Annotated in this window: 18 protein-coding genes; 14 read left to right on the plus strand and 4 right to left on the minus strand. The window is 34.6% G+C overall.

The window, feature by feature from the left end:
• Nucleotides 1–46: 46 nt before the first annotated feature.
• Entirely contained in the window at nucleotides 47–1,024 is a 978-nt protein-coding gene (locus tag C8C85_RS08855) for a succinylglutamate desuccinylase/aspartoacylase family protein (protein WP_116796748.1), read from the minus strand.
• 150 nt (nucleotides 1,025–1,174) lie between these two features.
• Here C8C85_RS08855 and uvrC point away from each other — a divergent pair, with 150 nt between their 5' ends.
• The 12 genes from uvrC to C8C85_RS08915 all read left to right on the plus strand — a co-directional run bounded on the left by uvrC (nucleotide 1,175) and on the right by C8C85_RS08915 (nucleotide 18,867).
• On the plus strand, nucleotides 1,175–2,968 hold the full coding sequence (uvrC, locus tag C8C85_RS08860) for an excinuclease ABC subunit UvrC (RefSeq protein WP_116796749.1): 1,794 nt from the start codon (nucleotides 1,175–1,177) through the stop codon (nucleotides 2,966–2,968).
• Between the two features lie 10 nt (nucleotides 2,969–2,978).
• The gene (locus tag C8C85_RS08865) at nucleotides 2,979–5,174 is read left to right on the plus strand and encodes a patatin-like phospholipase family protein (protein ID WP_116796750.1); all 2,196 of its coding nucleotides are present in this window, start codon (nucleotides 2,979–2,981) and stop codon (nucleotides 5,172–5,174) included.
• A 242-nt stretch (nucleotides 5,175–5,416) separates the two neighbouring features.
• Entirely contained in the window at nucleotides 5,417–6,574 is a 1,158-nt protein-coding gene (locus C8C85_RS08870) for a homogentisate 1,2-dioxygenase (RefSeq protein ID WP_116796751.1), read from the plus strand.
• A 225-nt stretch (nucleotides 6,575–6,799) separates the two neighbouring features.
• Nucleotides 6,800–7,960 carry a 4-hydroxyphenylpyruvate dioxygenase gene (hppD, locus tag C8C85_RS08875; RefSeq protein ID WP_116796752.1) on the plus strand — a complete coding sequence of 387 codons (1,161 nt, stop codon included), beginning with the start codon at nucleotides 6,800–6,802 and terminating at the stop codon, nucleotides 7,958–7,960.
• A gap of 281 nt (nucleotides 7,961–8,241) precedes the next feature.
• Complete coding sequence (locus C8C85_RS08880) at nucleotides 8,242–9,015, plus strand: DUF3108 domain-containing protein (protein WP_116796753.1); 774 nt, start codon at nucleotides 8,242–8,244, stop codon at nucleotides 9,013–9,015.
• Nucleotides 9,012–9,944, plus strand: a complete 933-nt coding sequence (locus tag C8C85_RS08885; RefSeq protein ID WP_116796754.1) for a tryptophan 2,3-dioxygenase family protein — start codon at nucleotides 9,012–9,014, stop codon at nucleotides 9,942–9,944. Before C8C85_RS08880 ends, C8C85_RS08885 begins: the two co-directional genes overlap by 4 nt.
• Before the next feature lie 18 nt (nucleotides 9,945–9,962).
• Nucleotides 9,963–11,180 (plus strand): M23 family metallopeptidase, encoded by a 1,218-nt coding sequence (locus tag C8C85_RS08890; protein WP_116796755.1) that lies wholly within the window; start codon nucleotides 9,963–9,965, stop codon nucleotides 11,178–11,180.
• Between the two features lie 139 nt (nucleotides 11,181–11,319).
• Entirely contained in the window at nucleotides 11,320–12,963 is a 1,644-nt protein-coding gene (pgi, locus tag C8C85_RS08895; RefSeq protein WP_116796756.1) for a glucose-6-phosphate isomerase, read from the plus strand.
• A 302-nt stretch (nucleotides 12,964–13,265) separates the two neighbouring features.
• Nucleotides 13,266–16,616 (plus strand): TonB-dependent receptor, encoded by a 3,351-nt coding sequence (locus tag C8C85_RS08900; protein ID WP_116796757.1) that lies wholly within the window; start codon nucleotides 13,266–13,268, stop codon nucleotides 16,614–16,616.
• Between the two features lie 50 nt (nucleotides 16,617–16,666).
• Nucleotides 16,667–17,701, plus strand: a complete 1,035-nt coding sequence (locus C8C85_RS08905; RefSeq protein ID WP_116796758.1) for a fasciclin domain-containing protein — start codon at nucleotides 16,667–16,669, stop codon at nucleotides 17,699–17,701.
• Between the two features lie 165 nt (nucleotides 17,702–17,866).
• Nucleotides 17,867–18,289, plus strand: a complete 423-nt coding sequence (locus C8C85_RS08910; protein WP_116796759.1) for a hypothetical protein — start codon at nucleotides 17,867–17,869, stop codon at nucleotides 18,287–18,289.
• Between the two features lie 83 nt (nucleotides 18,290–18,372).
• A complete protein-coding gene (locus C8C85_RS08915; protein WP_116796760.1) occupies nucleotides 18,373–18,867 on the plus strand; it encodes a septal ring lytic transglycosylase RlpA family protein in 495 nt (164 codons plus the stop codon).
• A gap of 2 nt (nucleotides 18,868–18,869) precedes the next feature.
• Here C8C85_RS08915 and C8C85_RS08920 read toward each other — a convergent pair whose 3' ends face one another.
• Nucleotides 18,870–19,337, minus strand: a complete 468-nt coding sequence (locus C8C85_RS08920) for a CYTH domain-containing protein (protein WP_116796761.1) — start codon at nucleotides 19,335–19,337, stop codon at nucleotides 18,870–18,872.
• Nucleotides 19,338–19,514: 177 nt separating this feature from the next.
• On the opposite strand from C8C85_RS08920, the gene dinB reads away from it, so the two are divergent.
• Together dinB and C8C85_RS08930 are read left to right on the plus strand one after the other, a co-directional pair.
• The gene (dinB, locus tag C8C85_RS08925; protein WP_116796762.1) at nucleotides 19,515–20,597 is read left to right on the plus strand and encodes a DNA polymerase IV; all 1,083 of its coding nucleotides are present in this window, start codon (nucleotides 19,515–19,517) and stop codon (nucleotides 20,595–20,597) included.
• Between the two features lie 94 nt (nucleotides 20,598–20,691).
• Nucleotides 20,692–21,207, plus strand: a complete 516-nt coding sequence (locus C8C85_RS08930) for a PAS domain-containing protein (protein ID WP_116796763.1) — start codon at nucleotides 20,692–20,694, stop codon at nucleotides 21,205–21,207.
• A 16-nt stretch (nucleotides 21,208–21,223) separates the two neighbouring features.
• Here the strand turns inward: C8C85_RS08930 and C8C85_RS08935 are convergent, their stop codons facing one another.
• Together C8C85_RS08935 and C8C85_RS08940 are read right to left on the minus strand one after the other, a co-directional pair.
• Entirely contained in the window at nucleotides 21,224–22,171 is a 948-nt protein-coding gene (locus C8C85_RS08935) for a transglutaminase domain-containing protein (RefSeq protein ID WP_116796764.1), read from the minus strand.
• Nucleotides 22,172–22,177: 6 nt separating this feature from the next.
• Nucleotides 22,178–23,131, minus strand: a complete 954-nt coding sequence (locus C8C85_RS08940) for an alpha-E domain-containing protein (protein WP_116796765.1) — start codon at nucleotides 23,129–23,131, stop codon at nucleotides 22,178–22,180.
• Between the last annotated feature and the right edge of the window lie 137 nt (nucleotides 23,132–23,268).

Below are 23,268 nucleotides of genomic sequence, written 5' to 3' on the forward strand. Positions count from 1 at the left end.
AAAAATAAGAGTATTGGTTGGGAGAAAACATGATAATTGTTAGGTTTTACTCGCTATCTTCTTCGGCAGTATTTGAAAGGTGGTAAATCGCATCTCCTTGATATACAATGGGAGAGTGGTTGGCGTTGAGTACATATCCGTCATTTGGAGCTTTTATTTTTCGTTCAAATTTCCCAAAAGGATCTGTTATCATTCCTAATATTGTTCCTTTTTTTACAAACTGTCCAACTAAGTTATTGTCGATTAATAAACCCGAACATTTGGCACGTAACCAGCCCGATTTTTCAATGTAAATTGTTGGCTTTTTTTGAGCTGGAACGTAATGTTTAGGGTCCAACATATCCAAATGTTTTAAAAGGCGTTTGACTCCATTGATGCCTTCCTGTGCTACTTCGTGATTAATGTCTAAAGATTTTCCTCCTTCAAAAAGAAGCATTTTTACATTTATTTTTTCACTGGAACTTCTGAAAGAGCCCGCTATATTTTTTGAAAATAAGGTGAATGGTGCATTAAAAGCATCGGCCAATAGTTTTACAGCAGGGTTATTTGGCGTAAGCCTAATTTGTGGAGCATTAAATCGGCTGGCACCTCCAGCGTGAAAATCAACAGCATAATCTACCAGAGGCATGATGTCGGTTATGATATGATAAGCAAATCGGCTGGCCAACGAACCTTTTTTGCTTCCTGGAAATACTCGATTTAAGTCTCTTCCATCTGGAAAATCTCGGGATCTATTTATAAATCCATAAATATTTATAATGGGAATACAAATGATAGTGCCTTTTTTGGGTTTGTTTATTTTTTTGCTGATGAGTTGCCTCACGATTTCGATACCGTTAAATTCATCGCCATGAATCCCTCCCGAAAAAAGGACAACCGGACCTTCAATTTTGGAACGTTTTACAATAATCGGAATCGTTAGTTTAGTAGTGGTATGTAATCTGGCAATTTCTAGTTGAATTGTTTTACTTTCTCCAGGCAAAACACTTTCGCCAAAAATCACTAATGGTCTTGAGTTTTTCATGTTATAAAATAAAAATCTAAATATAGAAATTATTTATTTGGTATTAAGAAAATCATATTGGTTTGCGTGATTGTTATTTGTAAATTTGAAAAAATGAAGAATTGGGACTTTTTTACCACAACGAATTAATTCTCAGAAGCTTTTAAAAAAATGACCAACCCTAATTTAGCTCTGCAAATACAAACCTTACCTGATGGTCCTGGTGTATATCAATATTACGACAAGGAAGGGAAGATTTTATATGTAGGTAAAGCCAAGAATCTTAAAAAAAGAGTCTCGTCTTATTTCAATAAAATACACGAAACTGCTAAAACGAATGTTCTGGTTAAGAAAATTGTAACGATCAAGCACATCGTTGTTCCCACCGAAACAGATGCCCTTTTATTGGAAAACAATCTGATAAAAACCTTGCAACCCAGATACAATGTGCTGCTGCGGGATGACAAAAGCTATCCATGGCTGTGTATTAAGAAAGAACCATTTTCCCGAATTTTTGCCACCCGCAGAATGGTCAAAGACGGATCGGAATATTTTGGCCCTTATACCAATTTTAAGACGGTTCATACAATTTTGGATTTAATAAAAGAACTCTATCCGTTACGAACCTGTAACTATGATTTGAGTAAAAGCAATATTGATAGCGGAAAATTCAAAGTGTGTTTGGAGTATCATATAGGCAATTGTAAAGGGCCATGTGAAGGCTTTGAAACATTAGAACATTATCAAAAGCAAGTTGATGCTATTCGAGAAATCCTGAAGGGAAATTTCAAGGAAAGCATGAAAGATTTCAAGCGACTCATGATTAGTTTGGCGCAGGATATGCATTTTGAAGAGGCACAAAAAATAAAAGAAAAGATTGAAGTTTTAGAAAATTACCAATCGCGTTCTACGATTGTAAATCCGAAGATTACGAATATCGATGTCTTCTCAATTGTTTCTGACGAAACTGCCGCTTTTATCAATTTTCTGCAAATTTCGCACGGATCGATTATTCGTTCGCACACCATGGAAATAAAGAAAAAGCTTGAGGAAACCGATGAAGAACTGCTGGAATTGGCCATAATAGAATTGCGGGAGCGTTTTCAGTTAATGTCCAAGGAAGTGATTGTTCCTTTTGATGTGGATTTGGGGCCAACGATAAAAATTACGGTACCACAACTGGGGGATAAAAAACAAATATTGGATTTGTCGGTTCGCAACGCTAAGTTTTACAGAATCGAACAGCTGAAACAATTGCAGATAGTAGACCCAGACCGCCATACCAATAGAATCATGGCTCAAATGAAAAGTGATTTGCGATTACCGGTAGAACCTAGACATATAGAATGCTTTGATAACTCAAACATTCAAGGAACCAATCCTGTAGCTGCTTGCGTGGTATTCAAAGACGGAAAAGCGAGCAAGAAGGATTACAGGCATTTTAATGTCAAAACGGTAGTTGGCCCGGACGATTTTGCTTCGATGGAAGAAATAGTCTATCGTCGTTATAAAAGGTTACTGGACGAAAACGAACCTTTGCCTAATTTGATTATTATCGATGGAGGAAAAGGACAATTGTCATCGGCATTAAAAAGTATTGATGCTTTGGGATTACGAGGTAAAATTGCAATTATAGGAATTGCCAAAAGGCTGGAAGAATTATTTTATCCTGGTGATTCTATCCCGCTGTATTTGGATAAAAAGTCAGAAACATTGAAGGTTATTCAGCAATTGCGAAATGAAGCACACCGTTTTGGAATTACTTTCCATCGTGATAAAAGAAGTAAGGCAGCGCTGAATTCTTCTATAGAAAGTATTCCCGGAATTGGAGAAAAAACAATGCAAACGTTAATTCAACATTTTAAAAGTGTTAAAAGATTGAAATTGGCAACCGAAAAAGAAATTTCTGACGTTATAGGTATGTCAAAAGCCAAAAAAATTACCGACTTTTACAAAACAAAGTAATTTGCCCTTTATGTATAGAATACTGATTTTTATTCTTTTGTTTTTTACTTGTTTGAATTCATTTTCCCAAGACACACCAAAGAGGCCTAAGATAGGTTTGGTGTTGAGTGGAGGTGGAGCCAAGGGTTTTGCACATATCGGTGTCCTAAATGTATTGGAAGATGCCGGAATAAAGATAGATTACATTGGCGGAACTAGCATGGGAGCTGTTATTGGTGGGCTTTATGCGATGGGATATAATGCCAAACAAATCGATTCTATTATTAATGTAACCAACTTCAGCAATGTCCTGAACGATTATATTCCCCGATCTTCTAAGAATTTTTATGAAAAGAGAAATGATGAATTGTATGCCTTGACACTTCCTTTCAATAAATTCAGTATTGGTGCTCCCGAGGCATTGTCAAAAGGGATGTATAATTTCAATTTATTGAGTCGATTGACATTGCCAGTTCGACATGTTCGTGATTTTAATGAACTGCCAATTCCTTTTTTGTGTGTTGGTACCAATATTGCACTTGGGGAACAAGTGGTTTTTGACAAAGGAATTTTAGCCCAGGCAATAACAGGGAGTTCTTCTTTGCCCTCTATATTTTCGCCGGTCGTAATTGATAATAACCTCATTGTAGATGGAGGAGTAATCAATAATTATCCTATTGAAGAAGTTCGGAAAATGGGAGCTGATATAATAATAGGAGTTGATGTGCAATCGGGTTTACTCAGTAAGGACGAATTAAGAAGCGCTTCAAAAATTTTCTTTCAGATTACCAATCTGCAAATGATTGAAAGAATGAAAGTAAATGCAAATCTCACTGAAGTTTATATCAAACCAGACGTAAAAAATTACGGAGTGGTAACCTTTGACAAGGCCGCAGAAATTATCAAAAAAGGAGAAGATGCCACTTTTGCAGTATATGAAAAAATTGACATTTTGGTAGATAAAGCGAATCCTTACCATAAACCTAAATTAAAAGTAGAGACTGATAGTTTGACGATTGTTGATATTAAAACAAATGAACTGCAAAATTATTCCAGAGATTATATTATCGGGAAATTAAACTTTAAGCCAGGATCCAAAATAAGTTTTAGAAACTTGGAAACGGGAATTAATAATCTTAATGCAACCCAAAATTTCAGTGCTGTGAGCTATTATTTTGAGAAAAATGGAGCCTATGATGATTTGATTCTCACGTTAACCGAAAGTCCCGTGAAAACACAATTAAAATTTGGATTGCATTACGATGGGTTGTATAAAAGTGCTATTTTGGCCAATGTGACCAACAAAAAAACGTTTTTCAAAAATGATTTTTTATCAGCCGATTTGGTTTTGGGAGACAATATAAGGTATTCTTTTGACTACTATATTGACAATGGATTTCAGTTGAGTTATGGTTTTAAGTCTCAATTACATCAATTTAACAAAAACATTCCAGTTAGTGTGATTACCTATAATAGTGACGGGACAAATTCTATAAATATAGATTATCTTGATTTGTCCAATCAGGTGTATCTTCAATCCATATTTGCCCAAAAATTCCTTATCGGTGTTGGCGCAGAATTTGAATATCTTGACATTACTTCCGAAACACTTGAATTAGAGCCAACGATTACCAAAAGCAATTATTTCAGCCTTTTTGGGTATATAAAATACGATTCCTACGACAATAAATATTTCCCCAAAAAAGGGTGGTATTTTTCGGGAAATCCACAGTTTTATATGTTTTCATCTGAAAGTTCAGCTAATTTTGAGCCATTCTCCATTATAAGTGGCGAAGCCGGTATCGCAAGAACAATTTTTAAGAACACAACAATAAAGTTTCAGGCCGAAGCAGGTGCCTCAATTGGAAATAAAAGTTTGCCTTATTTTGACTTTATTTTGGGAGGTTATGGATTTAATAGTACAAATAATTTCAAGTATTTTTATGGCTATGATTATTTAAGTATTGCGGGCAATAGTTATTTGGAAAGCACAATTACACTTGACTTTGAAATTTTCAAAAAGAATCATCTTAATTTTTCGGCCAATTATGCCAATTTAGAAGACGATTTATACGATTCCTTGGATTGGATTTCGTGGCCCAAGTATTCAGGATATGCCTTGGGTTACGGATTGGAAACCGTGATTGGTCCAGTCGAAATAAAATATTCCTGGTCTCCGGAAACCTCAAACTCATACCTTTGGTTTAGTATTGGATTTATATTTTAATTTGTATTTTTTTAAATAAAAATTACGATATTTGTAATTATGAAAACAAATTGGACGGGTTTATTAGAGTATCTTCAATTCCTAATCAAAAGAAATCCAGAGTGATTTTATTGGTGCAATTAGCCTATTAGTATTGTCAAAGAATTGAATACTTGATTGTGTATATCAAAGTTGTGCTTAAAAAAGCAAACTATTTGACGCTACGATTTTTACGAATTGTTTACTATCTAATTTAAATTGTTATGCCAATATATCATAAACTAGGAAATATTCCTCCTAAAAGACACACCCAGTTTGAAAAACCGAATGGAGGTTTGTATTACGAACAACTATTTGGTACAGAAGGTTTTCATGGGCATTCTTCCTTGTCCTACCATATTCATCGGCCGACTCAGGTCAAAGAAATACTAAAATCGTATTCGGTTGAACCCAAAATTGCAATTGGGAAAAACATAAAATCATTATTGTTGAAAGGTTTTGAATTGAAACCCGAAGATGATTTTTTGGACAGCCGAAAAGCCATGTTGGTCAATAGAGATTGCATTATCGGATTGGCAGCACCCAGAAAATCATTGACTTCTTATTTCTATAAAAATGCCGATGCTGATGAAATGATTTTCATTCACAAAGGCAAAGGAAAACTTCGAACCATGCTTGGGAATATCCCATTTGAGTATGGGGATTATTTGATTATTCCACGCGGAATCATTTATCAAATCGAGTTTGAAACCGAAGATAATCGTTTGTTTTATGTAGAATCCTATTCGCCGTTTTATACACCAAAACGCTATAAAAACGAATCAGGACAACACTTGGAACATTCCCCATTTTGTGAGCGTGATTTTATTTTGCCAAACGAATTAGAATCGCATGATGAAAAAGGGGATTTTGTCATCAAAATGAAAAAAGAAGGGATGATGCACGAAGTAGTTTATGCAACACATCCTTTTGACGTTGTGGGTTGGGACGGTTACAACTTTCCATATGGATTTTCAATTCACAATTTTGAACCTATAACAGGGCGCGTACATCAACCGCCGCCTGTGCATCAAACATTCGAGACAGGTACTTTTGTAGTTTGTTCTTTCGTGCCAAGACTTTACGATTACCACCCGAAATCCATTCCGGCGCCATACAATCACAGTAATATTGATAGTGACGAGGTGTTATATTATGTAGATGGAGATTTCATGAGCCGTAACAATATCGAGCAAGGACACATCACATTACACCCAAAAGGAATTCCGCACGGTCCCGCTCCAGGGGCTATGGAACGCAGTATTGGGCATACAGAAACGCATGAATTGGCCGTAATGGTCGATACCTTTCGACCACTTATGGTAACTGAAGAAGCTATGGGAATAGACGATGGACAGTACTATAAATCTTGGGTAGAGTAGTCATTGCGAGGAACGAAGTAATCTCACTAAGTATATCACGTTTAGGACATCAGTTTAAAACAATCACATTTAAAAAATAATTAGGAGCTATTTCCTGCTATCCGTTGCAATCTCCTGAAAAAAAACCGGGAGGATTTCCACTACTATCAGGGCTAGGGCCTTAGAACAATAAACAACATTTCGGTACATCAGTTTAACGATTAACCGATTAAACAAATAAACATCATGGCAAAAGAAGTAAAATCAGTAGAATACGGATTAGAGAAAATATTTGAAGGAGCACAAGATTTCCTTCCATTATTAGGAACCGATTATGTAGAATTCTACGTAGGTAACGCAAAACAATCGGCACATTATTATAAAACCGCTTTTGGTTATCAATCATTGGCGTATGCCGGACTGGAAACAGGGGTAAAAGACAGAACGTCTTATGTGTTGAAACAAGACAAAATCCGAATTGTTTTAACCACTCCATTAACGCAGGATTCTCCCCTTCATGACCATTTGAAAAAACATGGTGACGGAGTAAAAGTAGCTGCACTTTGGGTAGAAGACGCAAGAAGTGCTTATGAGGAGACTATGAAACGTGGAGCTCGTTCTTTTATGGAGCCAACTGTTGAAAAAGATGAGTTTGGGGAAGTAGTGCGTTCAGGTATCTACACTTATGGTGAAACCGTTCATATTTTTGTCGAAAGAAAAAACTACAACGGTATTTTCTTGCCAGGGTACAAAGAATGGAAATCCGATTACAATCCAGAACCAACAGGACTGAAATACATTGACCACATGGTAGGAAATGTGGGTTGGAACGAAATGAATACTTGGGTGAAATTCTATGAAGACGTGATGGGATTTGTAAACTTCCTTTCTTTTGATGACAAACAAATCAACACCGAATATTCGGCTTTGATGAGTAAAGTAATGTCAAACGGAAATGGAAGAATCAAATTCCCAATCAATGAACCAGCCGAAGGAAAGAAAAAATCGCAAATCGAAGAATACTTGGATTTTTATGGAGGGCCTGGAATTCAGCACATCGCCATCGCCACCGATGATATCATAAAAACAGTTTCACAATTAAAAGCAAGAGGAGTAGAATTTTTATCGGCACCACCACATACCTATTATGAGGCCATTCCAGAACGATTGGGAGTGCATATGGATATGATGAAAGAGGATTTGGCCGAAATAGAAAAATTGGCCATTATGGTAGATGCCGACGAAGATGGTTATTTATTACAAATTTTCACCAAACCAGTTCAAGATCGTCCAACTTTGTTTTTTGAAATTATTCAAAGAATGGGAGCAAAAGGATTTGGTGCGGGGAACTTTAAGGCGCTTTTTGAATCAATAGAGCGTGAACAGCAATTGCGAGGAACTCTGTAAAATTTCATTTTTATTGCATTATCAAAAAAAATAATAGTTAAATAACCCTTAAAGTTGCAAATGTTGTGTTAAACTTGACTTTTTGCTAAGAAAACGTCGATTGATGATGTACTTTTGCACTCGCAAATCAGGAAGGGGTGGTTTCCTTCTTAGTTTCATATAAATTTTCATAATTTATAGTTTTTTGGTTAGTTAATAGCATAAAAACTCAGTCATTAATTTGACTGAGTTTTTTTGTTTTAATACATTTGAGGTTATTTTAGTTGTAATGTATCGAATCCATGAAAAAAATTATAATTTTCTTGATAGTGGTCATCACTTTAGGTTTCGATACTCAAAAAGATGAGGCTTTTGCAGGGGGGGAATATCTAAAGTTTAGAGTACATTATGGTATCATAAATGCTGGTTATGCAACAATCGAAGTCAAAGATGAGATGCTAAACGACCAGCCTGTTTATCATGTAATTGGAAAAGGATTTTCTACAGGGATGACCAAATTCTTTTTTAATGTAGAAGATGTTTATGAAAGTTATATAGATAAGGATACTAGAAATCCGTATAAGTTTGTTCGAAAAATCAACGAGGGCGGGTATACTAAAAATCAAGAAGGCTTCTTTAATAAAAAGACCAATAAGATCTTGGTGAAAGATTACAAGCACAATACTGAAAAATCATTTAACTTTTCCAAAAACACTCAGGATATATTGTCTTCCTTTTATTATTTGCGGAATTATCCCAATATCAATAAAATTAAAACAGGAGAATCAATAATTATCGATATGTTTTTTGATAATGAGACTACAAAATTTAAGTTAAAATTCATAGGTAGAGAAGATATTACAACTAAATTTGGCATTGTTTCTACCATGATTTTTAGACCTTTAGTGCAGTCTGGGCGTATATTCAAGGAAGAGGAAAGTTTAACGCTTTGGATTTCAGATGACTACAATAAGATACCGGTTCGTATAAAAGCGACCCTTTTGGTAGGGTCTATCAAAGCCGATTTGGAAGAATACAAGGGGTTGAATAATCCGTTTAAATTAAAATCAAAATGACAATAAATGATACCACTGCATCAATTTTAGATGGAATTGATCATAAATTCCAGGCCATAAATCAAAAAACCGAAACCCATCTTGAGGGATTGCTTTGGTCAAAACCGATAACTTATTGGGATTACATTCAAACGGATGCATTATTGAATTTGCAAATTCAAAGAACAACGCTTCCAGATGAAATGGTTTTTATCATGTATCATCAAGTCAATGAATTGCTTTTCAAAATGATACTTTGGGAAATGCATCAAATTTCATATGCTGAAAAGCTGACAACTGATTTTTTCACCGAGAGATTAATGAGAATTAGTCGTTACTTTGATATGCTTACCACTTCTTTTGATATTATGGGAGACGGAATGGAAGTCGAACAATATATGAAATTTAGAAATACCCTAACTCCGGCTAGTGGATTTCAAAGTGCACAATATAGAATGATTGAAATAGCTTCGACTGATTTAATCAATCTTATAGATTATCGTTTTAGAGCAACTATTGATAGAAATACACCTTATGAACATGCTTTGGATCATATGTATTGGCAAGCTGCCGGTAAAGATCATCAAACGGGAGAGAAGTCTTATTTGTTATTAGAGTTTGAACGCAAATACAAAGGGGCATTTTTGACTCAAATGGAGGAATACAATACAATAAACCTTTGGCAGAAATTTAAGCAATTACCAGATTCCGATCGCGAAAATCCGGAATTGGTGAAAGCCATGCGTCATTATGATCATACGGTAAATATTACTTGGGTAATGGGACACTTAAATGCTGCCAGAAAATATATTGACAATGGCAAAGGAGATGGTGAGGCAACAGGAGGGAGTGATTGGAAAAAATACATGCATCCAAGATACCAGAGAAGAATTTTCTTCCCGGAATTGTGGAGTGAAGAGGAATTGGCCAATTGGGGAGTAGAAAACTAAAGATTAAAAAGAGATAACTTGAAGCAGGTAATTGTAATTCTAGTAGTGCTGTTTTCCCTGATATCCTGTAATAGGAGTGAGGATGTTGTGGAAAATCAAGTAGTTCCAAAGTCCAAAAAAAGTGATTTTGGATTTAAATTTTCTGATTTTAATGTCGTACAAGATTCTGTAAAGATAGGAGATACTTTTGGGAGTATTTTGCAAAATCAAAACATTGGAGACAAAAAAGTATTTGACATTGTTGCTCAAGTTAAAGATACTTTTGATGTACGTAGTATTAGAATTAATAAACATTACACATTACTTCGTTCTAAGAATAAAACCAATACACTGGATGTTTTTATATACCAGCCAGATGCTTTGAATTATTATGTAGTGGATTTGCGGGATTCAATCGCAAAGGCATATAAAAAGACAAAACCTTTAACCTTAAAACGCCGAACTATTGGCGGAGTACTAAAAGGGTCATTATCGGAGACATTGGAGTCTGCTAACGTTGAAGGAGCTTTGGCAACGAGGATTTCAAAGATTTTTGCTTGGTCTATAGATTTCTTTAAAGTTAAAAAGGGAGACCGATTTGGACTGACTTTTACCGAAAGATATATCAATGATTCTATTTATGATGGAGTGGATAGTCTTGAAGCCGCTTTTTTTGAATATAAAGGAAAGATTATTTATGCTTTTCCATTTGAACAAAATCTAGGTTCGGGTAAAGTTGATTATTATGATGAAGATGGAAAAACGTTGAAGAATTTCTTTCTGAAAACGCCAATTAAATTTAGTCGCATTACCTCTCATTTTAGTTCTAATCGTTTTCATCCCGTACAGCAAATATGGAAGGCCCACAAAGGAACCGATTATGCTGCGCCATATGGTACGCCAATTTCTACAACGGCTGCCGGAATAGTGGAACAAACGGGCTATACTGCTGGGAATGGTAACTTTGTGAAAGTAAAACACAACAAGGTTTACTCTACTCAATATTTGCACATGTCCCGAATACTGGTAAGACGTGGGCAGCATGTTAATCAAGGACAGACTATCGGATTGGTTGGAAGTACTGGATTGGCAACCGGACCACATGTGTGCTATCGTTTTTGGAAAAATGGAGTTCAAGTCGATGCATTGCGTTTGAAATTGCCAAACGGAGAACCGATGAACCTAAAAAACAAAGAACGTTTCTTAAAGAAAATCGAACCATTGAAATTTGAATTGGATAGCGTTTCCAATTTATAGAAAATACGATTTTTAAGCTTATTTAAACCAAGTTAATTTATTCTTTTAATTTGAATTTAATTGTTATATAATGTACTGATTTTAGTCCAATCAAACTTATTTCAGTAAATTTGCACAATTATAAAAAACTAGAATTAAAATGGCTTTAAATACAATAAACCCAACTGAAACTTCTGCTTGGAAAAAACTTCAGGCACACTATAATGAAATGCAAAAGGCTTCGATGACAGCAATGTTTCAAGCCGATGCTGAAAGAACCGAAAAGTTCCATTTGAAATGGAATGATTTTTTGGTTGATTACTCCAAAAACAGAATTACTCAGGAAACAATTGATTTGTTACTTGAGCTAGCAAACGAAACAGGTTTGAAAAATGCTATTTCCGATTATTTTGGAGGAGTAATTATCAATCAAACTGAGAATAGAGCTGTTTTGCATACTGCTTTGCGTGCGAAAGAATCTGCAGTAATTAATGTGGATGGAATCAATGTGATGCCAGAAGTGTATGCAGTAAAAAACAAAGTAAAATCATTTACAAACGAAATAACTTCTGGACAAAGAACTGGATACACAGGAAAACCATTTACAGATATTGTAAATATAGGTATTGGTGGTTCTGATTTGGGACCTGTTATGGCTGTTGAAGCTTTACAATATTACAAAAATCATTTAAATGTGCATTTTGCATCCAATGTTGATGGTGATCACGTAAATGAAATTATTAAAAAGCTAAATCCTGAAACTACTTTATTTGTGATTGTTTCCAAAACATTTACAACTCAAGAGACTTTAACTAATTCTGAAACCATTAAAGCTTGGTTTTTAAAATCGGCTAGTCAAGAAGATGTTGCCAAACATTTCGTGGCGGTTTCAACAAACATTCAAAAAGTAACCGAGTTTGGGATCAATCCTGACAATGTATTCCCAATGTGGGACTGGGTAGGAGGACGTTTTTCTTTATGGAGTGCTGTAGGACTTTCTATAAGTTTGGCGGTTGGTTTTGATAATTTCAATGATTTGTTAAGTGGTGCCAATGAAATGGACGAACATTTCAAAACAGCTGATTTTGATAAAAATATTCCGGTAACATTGGCATTATTGAGCGTTTGGTACAATAATTTCTTTGGTGCCGAAAGTGAAGCTTTGATTCCTTATACGCAATATTTGCAAAAACTAGCTCCTTATTTGCAACAAGGAACGATGGAAAGTAATGGTAAGAGCGTAGGGCGTGATGGGAAACCGGTAAATTATGAAACTGGAACTATTATTTGGGGAGAGCCAGGTACTAATGCGCAACATGCCTTTTTTCAGTTAATTCATCAAGGAACCAAATTGATTCCTTCTGATTTTATTGGATTCGTAAAACCATTATACGGAGATGAGGATCATCACGATAAATTGATGTCGAACTTTTTTGCCCAAACAGAAGCTTTGATGAATGGAAAATCAGAAGAGCAAGTTCAGGCAGAATTTGACAAACAAGGTCTAAGTGCTGATAAAGCAAGTGTTCTTTTGCCGTTTAAAGTATTTACGGGAAATAAACCAACCAATACAATTTTGATTCAAAAATTAACGCCAAAATCATTAGGTTCTTTGATTGCTATGTATGAGCATAAAATTTTCGTGCAAGGTATTATTTGGAATATCTTTAGTTTTGACCAATGGGGAGTTGAGCTTGGAAAACAATTGGCTAATTCGATATTGGACGAGATAAATACGAAACAAGTTAAAAATCACGATAGTTCTACTAAATTTTTATTGAATCATTTTTTAGAAAACAAGTAGATCCTTTTTGTAGTACAAAAAATTAAAAAAGCCCTGATATTTGAAAATCAGGGCTTTTTTTATGAATAAAAAATGCGTAAATTTTTGGATAATCCAAATCAAAACTGTTATTCAGGAATTTTATATTATTATATTCTTATTATTTATGTTTAAATATAGAAAAAAACGTAAAATATTAATTAATTAATATAAATATGCTTATTTAGTATGCATGTATGGTAAAAAGTTCAATTTCTTAAAGTATTGTTAACATTTATTGATTCAAATGTTATAATTTTGCCAAACTAAACAAACAAAATAATATGAAAAAAATCACCTTTATTTTTATTTTTTTTCTGTCGGTTATCGGTTATTCTCAGGTAACTACTTCAGGGATTTCAGGAACAGTGAGATCTGTTACTGGCGAGAGCATTGCAGGAGCGTCAGTACAAGTGATTCACTTGCCTACTGGAACAAAGTATAATGCAATTACAAATTACACAGGAGGATACTCTGTACAGGCAATACGACCAGGAGGACCTTATACTGTTAAGGTTTCTTATATTGGTTCAAGAGCAAGCGAGACTACAGAAATTACAGCTCCATTAGGAAGCACAGTTACTGTAAATGTAGTTCTTGAAGATGAAACTAGCCAACTAAAAGAGGTTGTTGTCTCTAAATCAAAAAACGGTGCATTTTCTAAAGGGAAAACGGGAGCTTCTCAGCAATTCTCTAATAGACAGATCAATGCAGTTCCAGTTATAGGGGCTCGATCTATGAATGCTATCACAAAATATAATGCTAATGCTGGAAGTGGCGGAACCTTTGGGGGACAAGATTCAAGATTAAACAACTTTACTATTGATGGATCTGTTTTTAATAATGGTTTTGGTCTTGGTAGCGATGCTCAAGCGGGAGGTAGAACAGGTTCTACAGCCATTTCACTAGATGCGATAGAGCAATTGCAAGTAAATATTGCTCCTTTTGATGTTCGCCAAACAGGATTTACAGGATCTGGTATTAATGGTGTTACTCGAAGCGGAACAAATGAAGTGGAGGGATCAGTGTATAATTCTTTCAGAAGTAATAATGAAAATTTTGTAGGGACAAAGGCAGGTGATGTTAGAATTGTACCAGCAAAATTTAATGAAACAATTTGGGGAGCTAGAATTGGGGCTCCAATTATAAAAGATAAATTATTCTTTTTTGGAAACTTTGAGACTATTGATAATACAAGTCCTGCATCGAATTGGACATCTACCAATTCCCCAAATGGGAGTGCTCAAGTTTCGGCTCCAACATATGATCAGATGCAAACTCTTTCTGATTTCATGCAAAAAAACTTCAATTACACAACTGGACCTTGGGAGAATTTTGACTCTAAAAAGGAATCTAAAAAGTTTCTTGCAAAAGTAGATTGGAATATCAATGACGATAATAAATTCTCGATTCGTTATGTACACAGTGATTCTTCTTCTGATCAACTTATTTCAAATTCAAGCTCTTTAGGGTTTGGTAATAGATCTGGAAATGTGAATTCTATGTCTTATAAAAACAGTGGATATGTTATTGAGGATAATACAAGATCTATTGTTGTGCAATTGGACTCAAAGTTATCAGAAACATGGAGTAACAACTTTATTGCAGGTTATGACAAGCAAATAGAAGATAGAGCACTTCAAGGAGGTGGTTTGTTTCCAACGATAGATATTAAAAATGGAGTTCCATTACCAGCACCTGCAACAGGATATAGTGCAGGAAATACGAATTTTATCTCTGTAGGATTAGATCCTTTTACACAAGGAAATAAATTGAATTATTCTACTCTGCATTTTACAGATAACGTTACTAAATATTTAGGAAAACATACTTTATTATTTGGTGCTAATTATGAAAATTTTAAATCAGAAAATCTTTTCTATTCTGGTTCAAACGGAGTTTTTATTTTTAACTCTTTAGATGAATTTTATAATGCAGCGAATGAATCTATAGCTTTAGGTGGAGCTCCATCAAAAACTAATTTGCCAGTTAGAACTCAATTTAGATATTCTGCTTTACCTGGTGGTGCAGATCCATGGCAATTATTAGAGTCTAATAAAATTGATTTATATTTACAAGATGACTTTAAAGTAAACGATCAGTTTAAAATTATATTTGGTTTAAGAGCTACAACTGTTTTCTTTAAAAACACTGCTATTGAAAATACGGCTGTAACAGCAATGACTTTCGCAGATGGTGAAAAATTCAACACTGGTGAAATGCCAAATACTCAATACTTATTTGAACCAAGAGTTGGATTCAATTTAGATGTTACGGGAGATTCTAAAACGCTAGTAAGAGGAGGAACAGGTATATTTACAGGAAGACCACCATACGTGTATTTGTCTAATGCTATTGGAAACAATGGAGTATTAACAGGTTTTGTGGATGCTAGCAATGCTTCAGTAGGCGCTGGTGGATATGGTTTTACTGCAAATCCAGCTCAGTATTTTACACCAGCTACGCCAACTTTACCATCTACTTTTGACTTAGCTTTTACAGATAAGGATTATAAGTTTCCACAAGTTTGGAAAACTACAGTTGCTGTAGATCAAAAATTACCATTTGGTTTTGTTGGAAGTATCGAAGGAATCTTTAGTAAAAACATCAATGAAGTAGGGTATTATAATGCGAATTTAGCTAATCCAGTTGGGTCTATTAACGGGCCTGATAACAGACCGTTATTTGCTGGTACTGATAATGGAACTCGAATTAATAATAATGTTTCGAACGCTATTGTACTGACAAACACTAATCAAGGATATTTTTATTCTACTACCTTTAAATTAGAATACCCATTTAACAATGGACTTTGGGGATCATTTGCTTATACGCATTCTGGAGCTTATGATTTGATTTCTCCAGGATCAACAGCTTCGGGTACTTGGCAAACAGGAACGAAGTCTGTTTATGGGAACAATGTTCAGGATTTAAGCATTTCTAATAATAACACACCAAATCGATATGTTGGTATTATTGGGTATAAAATTGATTATGGTACTAAATACGGAGGAGCAACATCTATCAACTTAGGATATATCGGAGAACAAGCAAATCCATTCTCTTATTCTTACGGAGGTGATTTGAATGGAGATTTAGTTACTGGAAATGATTTGCTTTTTGTTCCAGTAAAAGCAACTGATATAAGATTTAACCCAATTTCTCAAAACTTAGGAGGCTCTTCAATTGTACTTTATACTGAAGCACAACAACAAGAAGCTTTTGATAAATTTATTGATCAAGATCCTTATTTGTCTAAAAGAAGAGGACAGTATGTGGAGAGAAATTCAAACATATTACCAATGTTACATAGAGTTGATTTGTCAATTACACAAGATTTCTACGTGAATATTGCAGGTAAAAGAAACAGCTTCCAGTTTAGAGCTGATATCTTAAACTTTACAAACTTGGTGAACAGAGACTGGGGTGTTTCGCAACGTGCCACTGCTCCAAATATTTTGTCTGTTGCACAAGCACCAAGTGTAGCTAATAATTTCACTCCTTTTTACACTATGGCTTTTCAAACGGATAATCAAGGTAAAAGATTTTTAGCTACAGATACTTTCCAGAAAAATGCGTCTGTGTCTGATGTTTGGCAAGCTCAATTTACTTTAAGATATACTTTCGGAAAATAAAAATTTATTTAAAACTAGACGAATACTTTATAAACATAAAAATAACAATTATGAAATTTAAAAATCAAATCCTATATTTTGTTTCCATTTTAACGGTTGCATTAATGACATTTTCTTGTTCTAATGATGATACCAAAGATGTAGTGAAACTTCCTTCTATTGTTGATATTGCTAAAGCTGATCCTGCAAATTTTAGTATTCTTGTAGATGCTTTGAAGAAAACAGGTTTGGATATAACATTGGGTAACCCAGGATCTTATACAGTTTTTGCTCCAACTAATGCTGCTTTTACTACTGCTGGAATTACAAGCGCTTCTATAAATGCATTGAATCCTCTTGTTCCTGCTGATGCAACAGTAATTGCTAATTTAAAATTAGTATTGCAAAATCACGTTATTGGTGTTGGAACTAGAACTTCTGATTTATTAGCTGTTGGTTACTATAAAACTTTTGGTTATTATAAAGCTACAGCTGCAGCCACTTCAGGTGCTAATTTGAGTATATTTTTTAATAAACCAGCAACAGATATCTTAATTAATGGTGGTGCTGCAAATGGTGGAGCTAAAATTACAACTGCAGATATTGACGCAAGTAATGGTGTTGTACATGTTATAGATGCTGTTTTAGCATTGCCAACAATCGTAAATCAAATTGCTGCAAATCCAAGCTTGACATCTTTGTTAGGTTTAGTAAAAAGCCCTGCCCAAGCTACTGTTTTAGCAACTTTGAATGCTGCAACTGGGACTGCTCCAGTTAGCGTTTTTGCTCCAACTAATGATGCTTTTGCAACAGCTTTAGGAACTGGTGGTTATTTAGTAGGTAAAACAGATGCTGATATCACTAAAATTTTAAACTATCATTTAGAAAAAAGTAATAGAGTTGCCGCTTCTACAACGGCTTTTTCAGCTACTGCTGATATAACTGTTACAACTTTGTTTCCTACTTATACATTTGTAATAACTAAAGCAACCTTAAAAATTGTTGACAAGTCTGCACCAGCAGTCAATGCTAATGTAAAAGTTCTTAACATTCAAGGTTCAAATGGTTCAATTCAAATAACTGATAAAGTTTTGCAATCATTGTAATATAATATTTTTTTTCAGCAAAAACCCAGATATTATTTCTGGGTTTTTTTTATGCCTTATATTTTTTGAAGACACTAAAACGCAATTTTTTGATCTCATTTGATTTTAAGTTGGGGTTTTTTTATGACTTTTTTGCTTATATTTGTTTAAATTAAAAAATTATTTATGTACACGATTTTACAAAAATTTCACTCAGGTTGGGCTTATATTGCATTGTTAGTTCTTGTTATCGCGGTTATTAATGCCATAATAGGAATGTCTTCTAAAAAAGAATTTACTCCAAAAGACAGAAAAATTGCTTTGTTTGGATTAATTGGAATACACGTTCAATTATTGGTTGGTATAATCTTGTATTTTGTTTCTGCAAAAGGGTTAGCTTCTTTGGGACAAATGTCAAATCCAGAATTACGTTTAACTTCATTGGAACATCCATTAATCAATATCATTGCTATCGTTTTAATTACGATTGGTTGGTCAAAACATAAAAAATTAACGACTAGTGAATCAAAATTTAAAACCTTCTCTATATTTTACGGTTTAGGATTAGTACTTGTTTTAAGTAGAATCCCTTGGTCCTTGTGGTTTTAAACCCATTTTTAAAAGTCCTGAAAAGGACTTTTTTTTACCCATAATTTTTTTGCAATTCACAAGTTTCACCTAATAAACTATAAATGAAAAAAATAATCACGCTTTTATTTATACTTGCCAATTTTGGTTTGGTAAGTGGTCAAAGTGCCATTATAAACAGCAAAAAATTTTCCATCAATAAAGACACTGTAAAAAAAACAACTAAAGTTGTCGAAAAAGAGTTTGCACCAGTAACAATCGCCCCAGATTCTGTAATTGTTGAAACCGGAAAGTTTGTATTCTTCAAAAAAAATGCCCACGCTTCTTATTATCACGACAAGTTTAATGGTAAAAGGACAGCGAGCGGAAAACGATTTGATAATCAAAAATTAACTGCAGCCCATAGAAAATTCCCCTTTGGCACTAAACTCAGAATTACCAATGAAGCCAATGGAAAGTCGGTAATAGTAGAAGTAATAGATCGTGGCCCTTTTGCAAGAGGAAGAGAAATTGATTTGAGCAAAAAAGCATTTATGGATATTACTTCCAGTAGAAGCAGCGGTGCGGTAATTGTAAAAATAGAGGAATTACAAAAATAAAATTACCAATTCTTAAAAGGATTGTTGCTCAGGTAGGCATTGTAATATCTTTTGTCATTCGTGACTTCTTCGCCTAGCCAGATTGGTTTTTCAAAAGAATCTGTTTCAGACTTTAGTTCGATTTCAGCCATAATCAGTCCTTGATTTTCACCATAGAACTCATCTATTTCAATAATATGACGACCCGTTTTGACTTCAAATCGGGTTTTGTCAATTACGCCGGATTCACATAAGAGCAATAATTTTTCGGCTTCGTCAATTGGAATTTCCTTTTCCCATTCAAAACGCGACATACCCGATTCGTTTGAGATTCCTTTTATGGTCAAAAAACCCTTGTTGCCTTTCACACGGACTCTTACGGTTCTTTCAGGAACGGAGCTTAAATAGCCTTGCTTTATTCTGTTTTGGGTAAAAGATTCTTGTTTGAATGCATCCGAAGTAACCAAAAATTTTCTTTCTATTTCTAGCATTTTTATGTTGTTTTTTAGGAGCTTTATCCCGCTATTTGTTTCAACCTTATGAGGTGAACCCCGGCTCATAAGGATTTCCACTTCTATTAGGGCTAGTTGCGTTCATCAAAGATATTCATTTATTTTTTTAACAGTTCTGTCGTTCTATTTTTTTCAAAACGTTTCTAAATTTGTAATATGTCCGAACCGCTTACACATAGAAAAATCATACACATCGACATGGATGCTTTCTATGCTTCGGTGGAGCAAATGGACAATCCTGAGTTACGCGGAAAGCCCATTGCAGTAGGAGGTGCCGAAAATCGGGGAGTTGTTTCGGCAGCAAGTTACGAAGCCAGAAAATTTGGCGTCCGTTCTGCCATAAGTGGTGTTTTGGCCAAGAAAAACTGCCCAGAACTTATTTTTGTCCGACCTCGTTTTGATCGTTATAAAGAAATCTCAAAGAAGATCCATAAAATATTTCGTGATTATACGGATTTGGTTGAGCCTCTTTCACTTGATGAAGCCTATTTGGATGTTACCAAAAACAAAAAAGGAAATCCGAGTGCTAGTTTATTGGCACAGGAAATTCGAGAAAGAATATTTAATGAAGTTGGACTAACGGCATCGGCGGGGATTTCGGTCAATAAATTTGTTGCCAAAATTGCCAGTGATTACAATAAACCCAACGGTCAAAAGACAGTCAATCCAGATGAAGTCATTTCTTTTTTGGAACAATTACCCATTCAAAAATTCTACGGAGTAGGTAAGGTTACTGCCGAAAAAATGTTTCAACTCGGAATTTTCACGGGTTTGGATCTAAAAAGTAAATCAGTCGAATTTTTGGAAAAACATTTCGGAAAGTCGGGTGGTTTTTATTACAATGTAGTTCGTGGAATTCACAATAGTGAGGTGAAATCTAACCGGATTACAAAATCGGTAGCGGCTGAGCACACTTTTGACATCAATCTTTCCTCTGAAATATTTATGTTGGAAAAGCTTGAAAGAATTGCATTGGAATTGGAACGCCGTCTAAAAAAACATCAGATTTCGGGCAAAACGATTACGCTAAAAATAAAGTACAGCGATTTTACCCAACAGACGCGAAGCAAAACAATGCCTTATTTTATTTCAGATAAAGCGTTGATTTTTGAAACGGTTAAAGAACTATTATATCAGGAGAAAATGAAAGATTCGGTGCGGCTATTAGGAATTTCGTTAAGCAACCTAAATACGGAAATCAAAAAGACAGTTGTAGTACAGCTCAAATTTGAGTTTTGATTTTGTAAAAAACAGGTTCAACAATAGTTAAAACCTTACAATCGAGACTGTATTCTTTGGATTGTTTTTATCTTTGAATTTTAAAAACAAAATTATGACAACTCTAAAGCAAGTCAATAATCCGAAAGCAAAGTATTTCGCCTCTTTAAAAGGAAATTCAATTCCATTAATTTCTTGGGGATTCAGTGCGATTTTTCAAACTGAAATCAAAAAGATTGTTTTAGATACCAATAAAATATCGAATCTTGCCCAAGATAAAAAATGGAAAAATGTAAATTGGAATTTTAGAAATAAGTTAGAAGAAAAAGTAATACTCATTACCGATTCTAAACTGAATATTGTTTTTGCTTCTTATAACATGCATAAAATGAATGGTTATGTTGAAAATGAAGTTCTTGGTAAAACACCAAAAATGTTTCAAGGAAAGGAAACCGTTTTAAATACTTCCAGTGAAATTAGAGAAGCTATTGCATTGCAAAAACCATTTGTTAAACAAGTTTTGAATTATAAAAAAAATGGAGAACTCTATTATTGTAATATTGAAGGTTTTCCAATTTTTAATAAAAAAGGGGAATTGGTAAACTTCATAGCATTTGAAGAAGCGGCTTAAGTTTTAGCAGCGAATATTATTGTTGTTGCTGATGTTGTTGCTCAATATAATTTATTTGTTCGTTAATTTCCTGAGGGATTTCTTCAAGTAGGACATCATTTATTTCTTCATAATGCCGACCGTCTTCATAGCCTATAGAAACGCATACAGAGAGTGTTTGTCTTGCTAGTCCCTTGAAGGTTCCTTTAATTGGGGTGCAATCATAAAAATTTCTACCTACAGCCAGTTTTACGTGATTATCCATCGTCCAGATATTATTTGTTGGATCGAGACCCAGCCAGCCTTGAGTAGGCGTGTAAATTTCGACCCAGGCATGGGTTGCTCCTTCCCCGCGTAGTCCGCTTTCGTAAGGGCAAATGTATCCACTTACATATCTGCCAGGAATGCCTACCGTGCGGACCAACTGCAATAATACATGTGCAAAATCTTGGCAAACGCCCTTTTTAATTTCTAAAATTTCATCAATGGTGGTTTCTATATTCGTAATTCCTTTGGTATAGGTAAAATTATCGAATATGTATTGATTGCATAATTTCGCAATTTCGATGATGGGTTTGTCAGCTACATCTATTGCTGCCAAAATAGCTTCTATCTCCTGTTGTTTTTGAATAACTTCAGGATAACTCAGTCTCAATAAGGTTATGTTTTCGCTTTTTTCTTTCCCTATATCTTTAACAGTGGTGTTGTCAATTGCTGGTATTTTTAGCGAATGATTTACTCGAACCGTCATTCGGGATTCAATTACCATTTCTTCATGTGACTCCAGATTATTAAAATTGGCAACTCGATTGCCGTAATAGTCTTGGTAAAATTCTACGTCTGGATTATGGGTAATTAACAGTTGGTAATCGAGTACGTCTTGATTGCTAAAATTATGGGGAAATAGCCGAACCTCGTTTATGCTTTCTTTTATGGGCCAGTTGTATTGGTATTTTGTAATGTGAACTATCTTGAATATTGCCATAGTTATCTAAGTGTAGGAGAAAAATAATTTTGAAAAATCGATGGAAAATTGATTCAGTTGTGTTTTTGTAGTTTCCAGCATTTCTTCCAGTTGTTTGTTCGTCAAGTGGTGATAATCGGTAAAGTCAACATAGCTTTTTAATCTTCCAAATTGATTGTACAGTTTTCTCGCTTCACTTATTTCGCTGTCTTTGAACAGACAATCCAAATATTTATTTATTAATTCGAGTGTAAAGATCACAGAATGGGCAAAATCTTGATTAAAAATAACGTGTTGTACCACTTTTCGATTGTGCTTGATGTTGCTGTAACTCTTAAGGTACAATTCGTAACCCGATAGCGAAAGTAATAATCTTCGCCAGTACATTACGTCTTCATTTCCGTCTAGATTATAATTGATAGGCGCATAATAGGCTTGAGTCATTGAGATGGTTTGCAAGCATCGTTCTATCAGTTTTCCAATATTCGAAAAGCTCCATCCGAGTCCTCTTGGCATGGTTACATGCAATATGCCGTTATAAAGTAAGAGATCTTTATTGAGTTTGTTTACAATTTGCAAAGCATCGGAGGTTTCCAGTTTTTTGGGAAGATCTGGGGAGTTCATGAAATGATACAATGAATTGATGTGTTCCCAAAGTTCTTTTGTTATTTTATCTTGCGAACCTCTGGCATTTTCACGCGCTTTTACAACCAAATTTTTGACCGAATTATGGTTCAAACTATCGCAAATAATGTATTTCAACACAAAGTTGGTGTCGTATTGCACATCATTTATTTGGTCGTGTGTTAAGTCGGTATAATATTTCAATAATGGTTTGTAACCTTGACAATCATCGGTTTCTTTGTCAAATGATAGTATGTAACTAGTATTAAGAGTTAATAACATGCCATCGGTTCTTTCCATATATCTGTTGAGCCAAAACATCCCGTCTGCAACTCGACTTAGCATATTTGCCTTCATCTGATTCGATTTATAAATTATAAAAAAACTGTAACTTTTTCAACCAAAATTATTTACTGCGTCAGTTCGCAAAAGCTCGTGTGGGCGTGACCCTGTTGAGCAAAGGGGCTTACTTTTAGTACCGCTTATACAGCCCC

Source organism: Flavobacterium sp. 103 (genome assembly GCF_003096795.1).
Taxonomy (GTDB): domain Bacteria; phylum Bacteroidota; class Bacteroidia; order Flavobacteriales; family Flavobacteriaceae; genus Flavobacterium.

Coding starts and splice junctions, on each gene's coding strand:
- C8C85_RS08940 (WP_116796765.1), bottom strand. CDS start 23,131: ATGAAGGCAAATATGCTAAGTCGAGTTGCAGACGGGATGTTTTGGCTC.
- pgi (WP_116796756.1), top strand. CDS start 11,320: ATGGCTTTAAATACAATAAACCCAACTGAAACTTCTGCTTGGAAAAAA.
- C8C85_RS08865 (WP_116796750.1), top strand. CDS start 2,979: ATGTATAGAATACTGATTTTTATTCTTTTGTTTTTTACTTGTTTGAAT.
- C8C85_RS08900 (WP_116796757.1), top strand. CDS start 13,266: ATGAAAAAAATCACCTTTATTTTTATTTTTTTTCTGTCGGTTATCGGT.
- C8C85_RS08880 (WP_116796753.1), top strand. CDS start 8,242: ATGAAAAAAATTATAATTTTCTTGATAGTGGTCATCACTTTAGGTTTC.
- C8C85_RS08935 (WP_116796764.1), bottom strand. CDS start 22,171: ATGGCAATATTCAAGATAGTTCACATTACAAAATACCAATACAACTGG.
- C8C85_RS08915 (WP_116796760.1), top strand. CDS start 18,373: ATGAAAAAAATAATCACGCTTTTATTTATACTTGCCAATTTTGGTTTG.
- hppD (WP_116796752.1), top strand. CDS start 6,800: ATGGCAAAAGAAGTAAAATCAGTAGAATACGGATTAGAGAAAATATTT.
- C8C85_RS08930 (WP_116796763.1), top strand. CDS start 20,692: ATGACAACTCTAAAGCAAGTCAATAATCCGAAAGCAAAGTATTTCGCC.
- dinB (WP_116796762.1), top strand. CDS start 19,515: ATGTCCGAACCGCTTACACATAGAAAAATCATACACATCGACATGGAT.
- C8C85_RS08920 (WP_116796761.1), bottom strand. CDS start 19,337: ATGCTAGAAATAGAAAGAAAATTTTTGGTTACTTCGGATGCATTCAAA.
- C8C85_RS08855 (WP_116796748.1), bottom strand. CDS start 1,024: ATGAAAAACTCAAGACCATTAGTGATTTTTGGCGAAAGTGTTTTGCCT.
- C8C85_RS08870 (WP_116796751.1), top strand. CDS start 5,417: ATGCCAATATATCATAAACTAGGAAATATTCCTCCTAAAAGACACACC.
- C8C85_RS08910 (WP_116796759.1), top strand. CDS start 17,867: ATGTACACGATTTTACAAAAATTTCACTCAGGTTGGGCTTATATTGCA.
- C8C85_RS08885 (WP_116796754.1), top strand. CDS start 9,012: ATGACAATAAATGATACCACTGCATCAATTTTAGATGGAATTGATCAT.
- C8C85_RS08905 (WP_116796758.1), top strand. CDS start 16,667: ATGAAATTTAAAAATCAAATCCTATATTTTGTTTCCATTTTAACGGTT.
- uvrC (WP_116796749.1), top strand. CDS start 1,175: ATGACCAACCCTAATTTAGCTCTGCAAATACAAACCTTACCTGATGGT.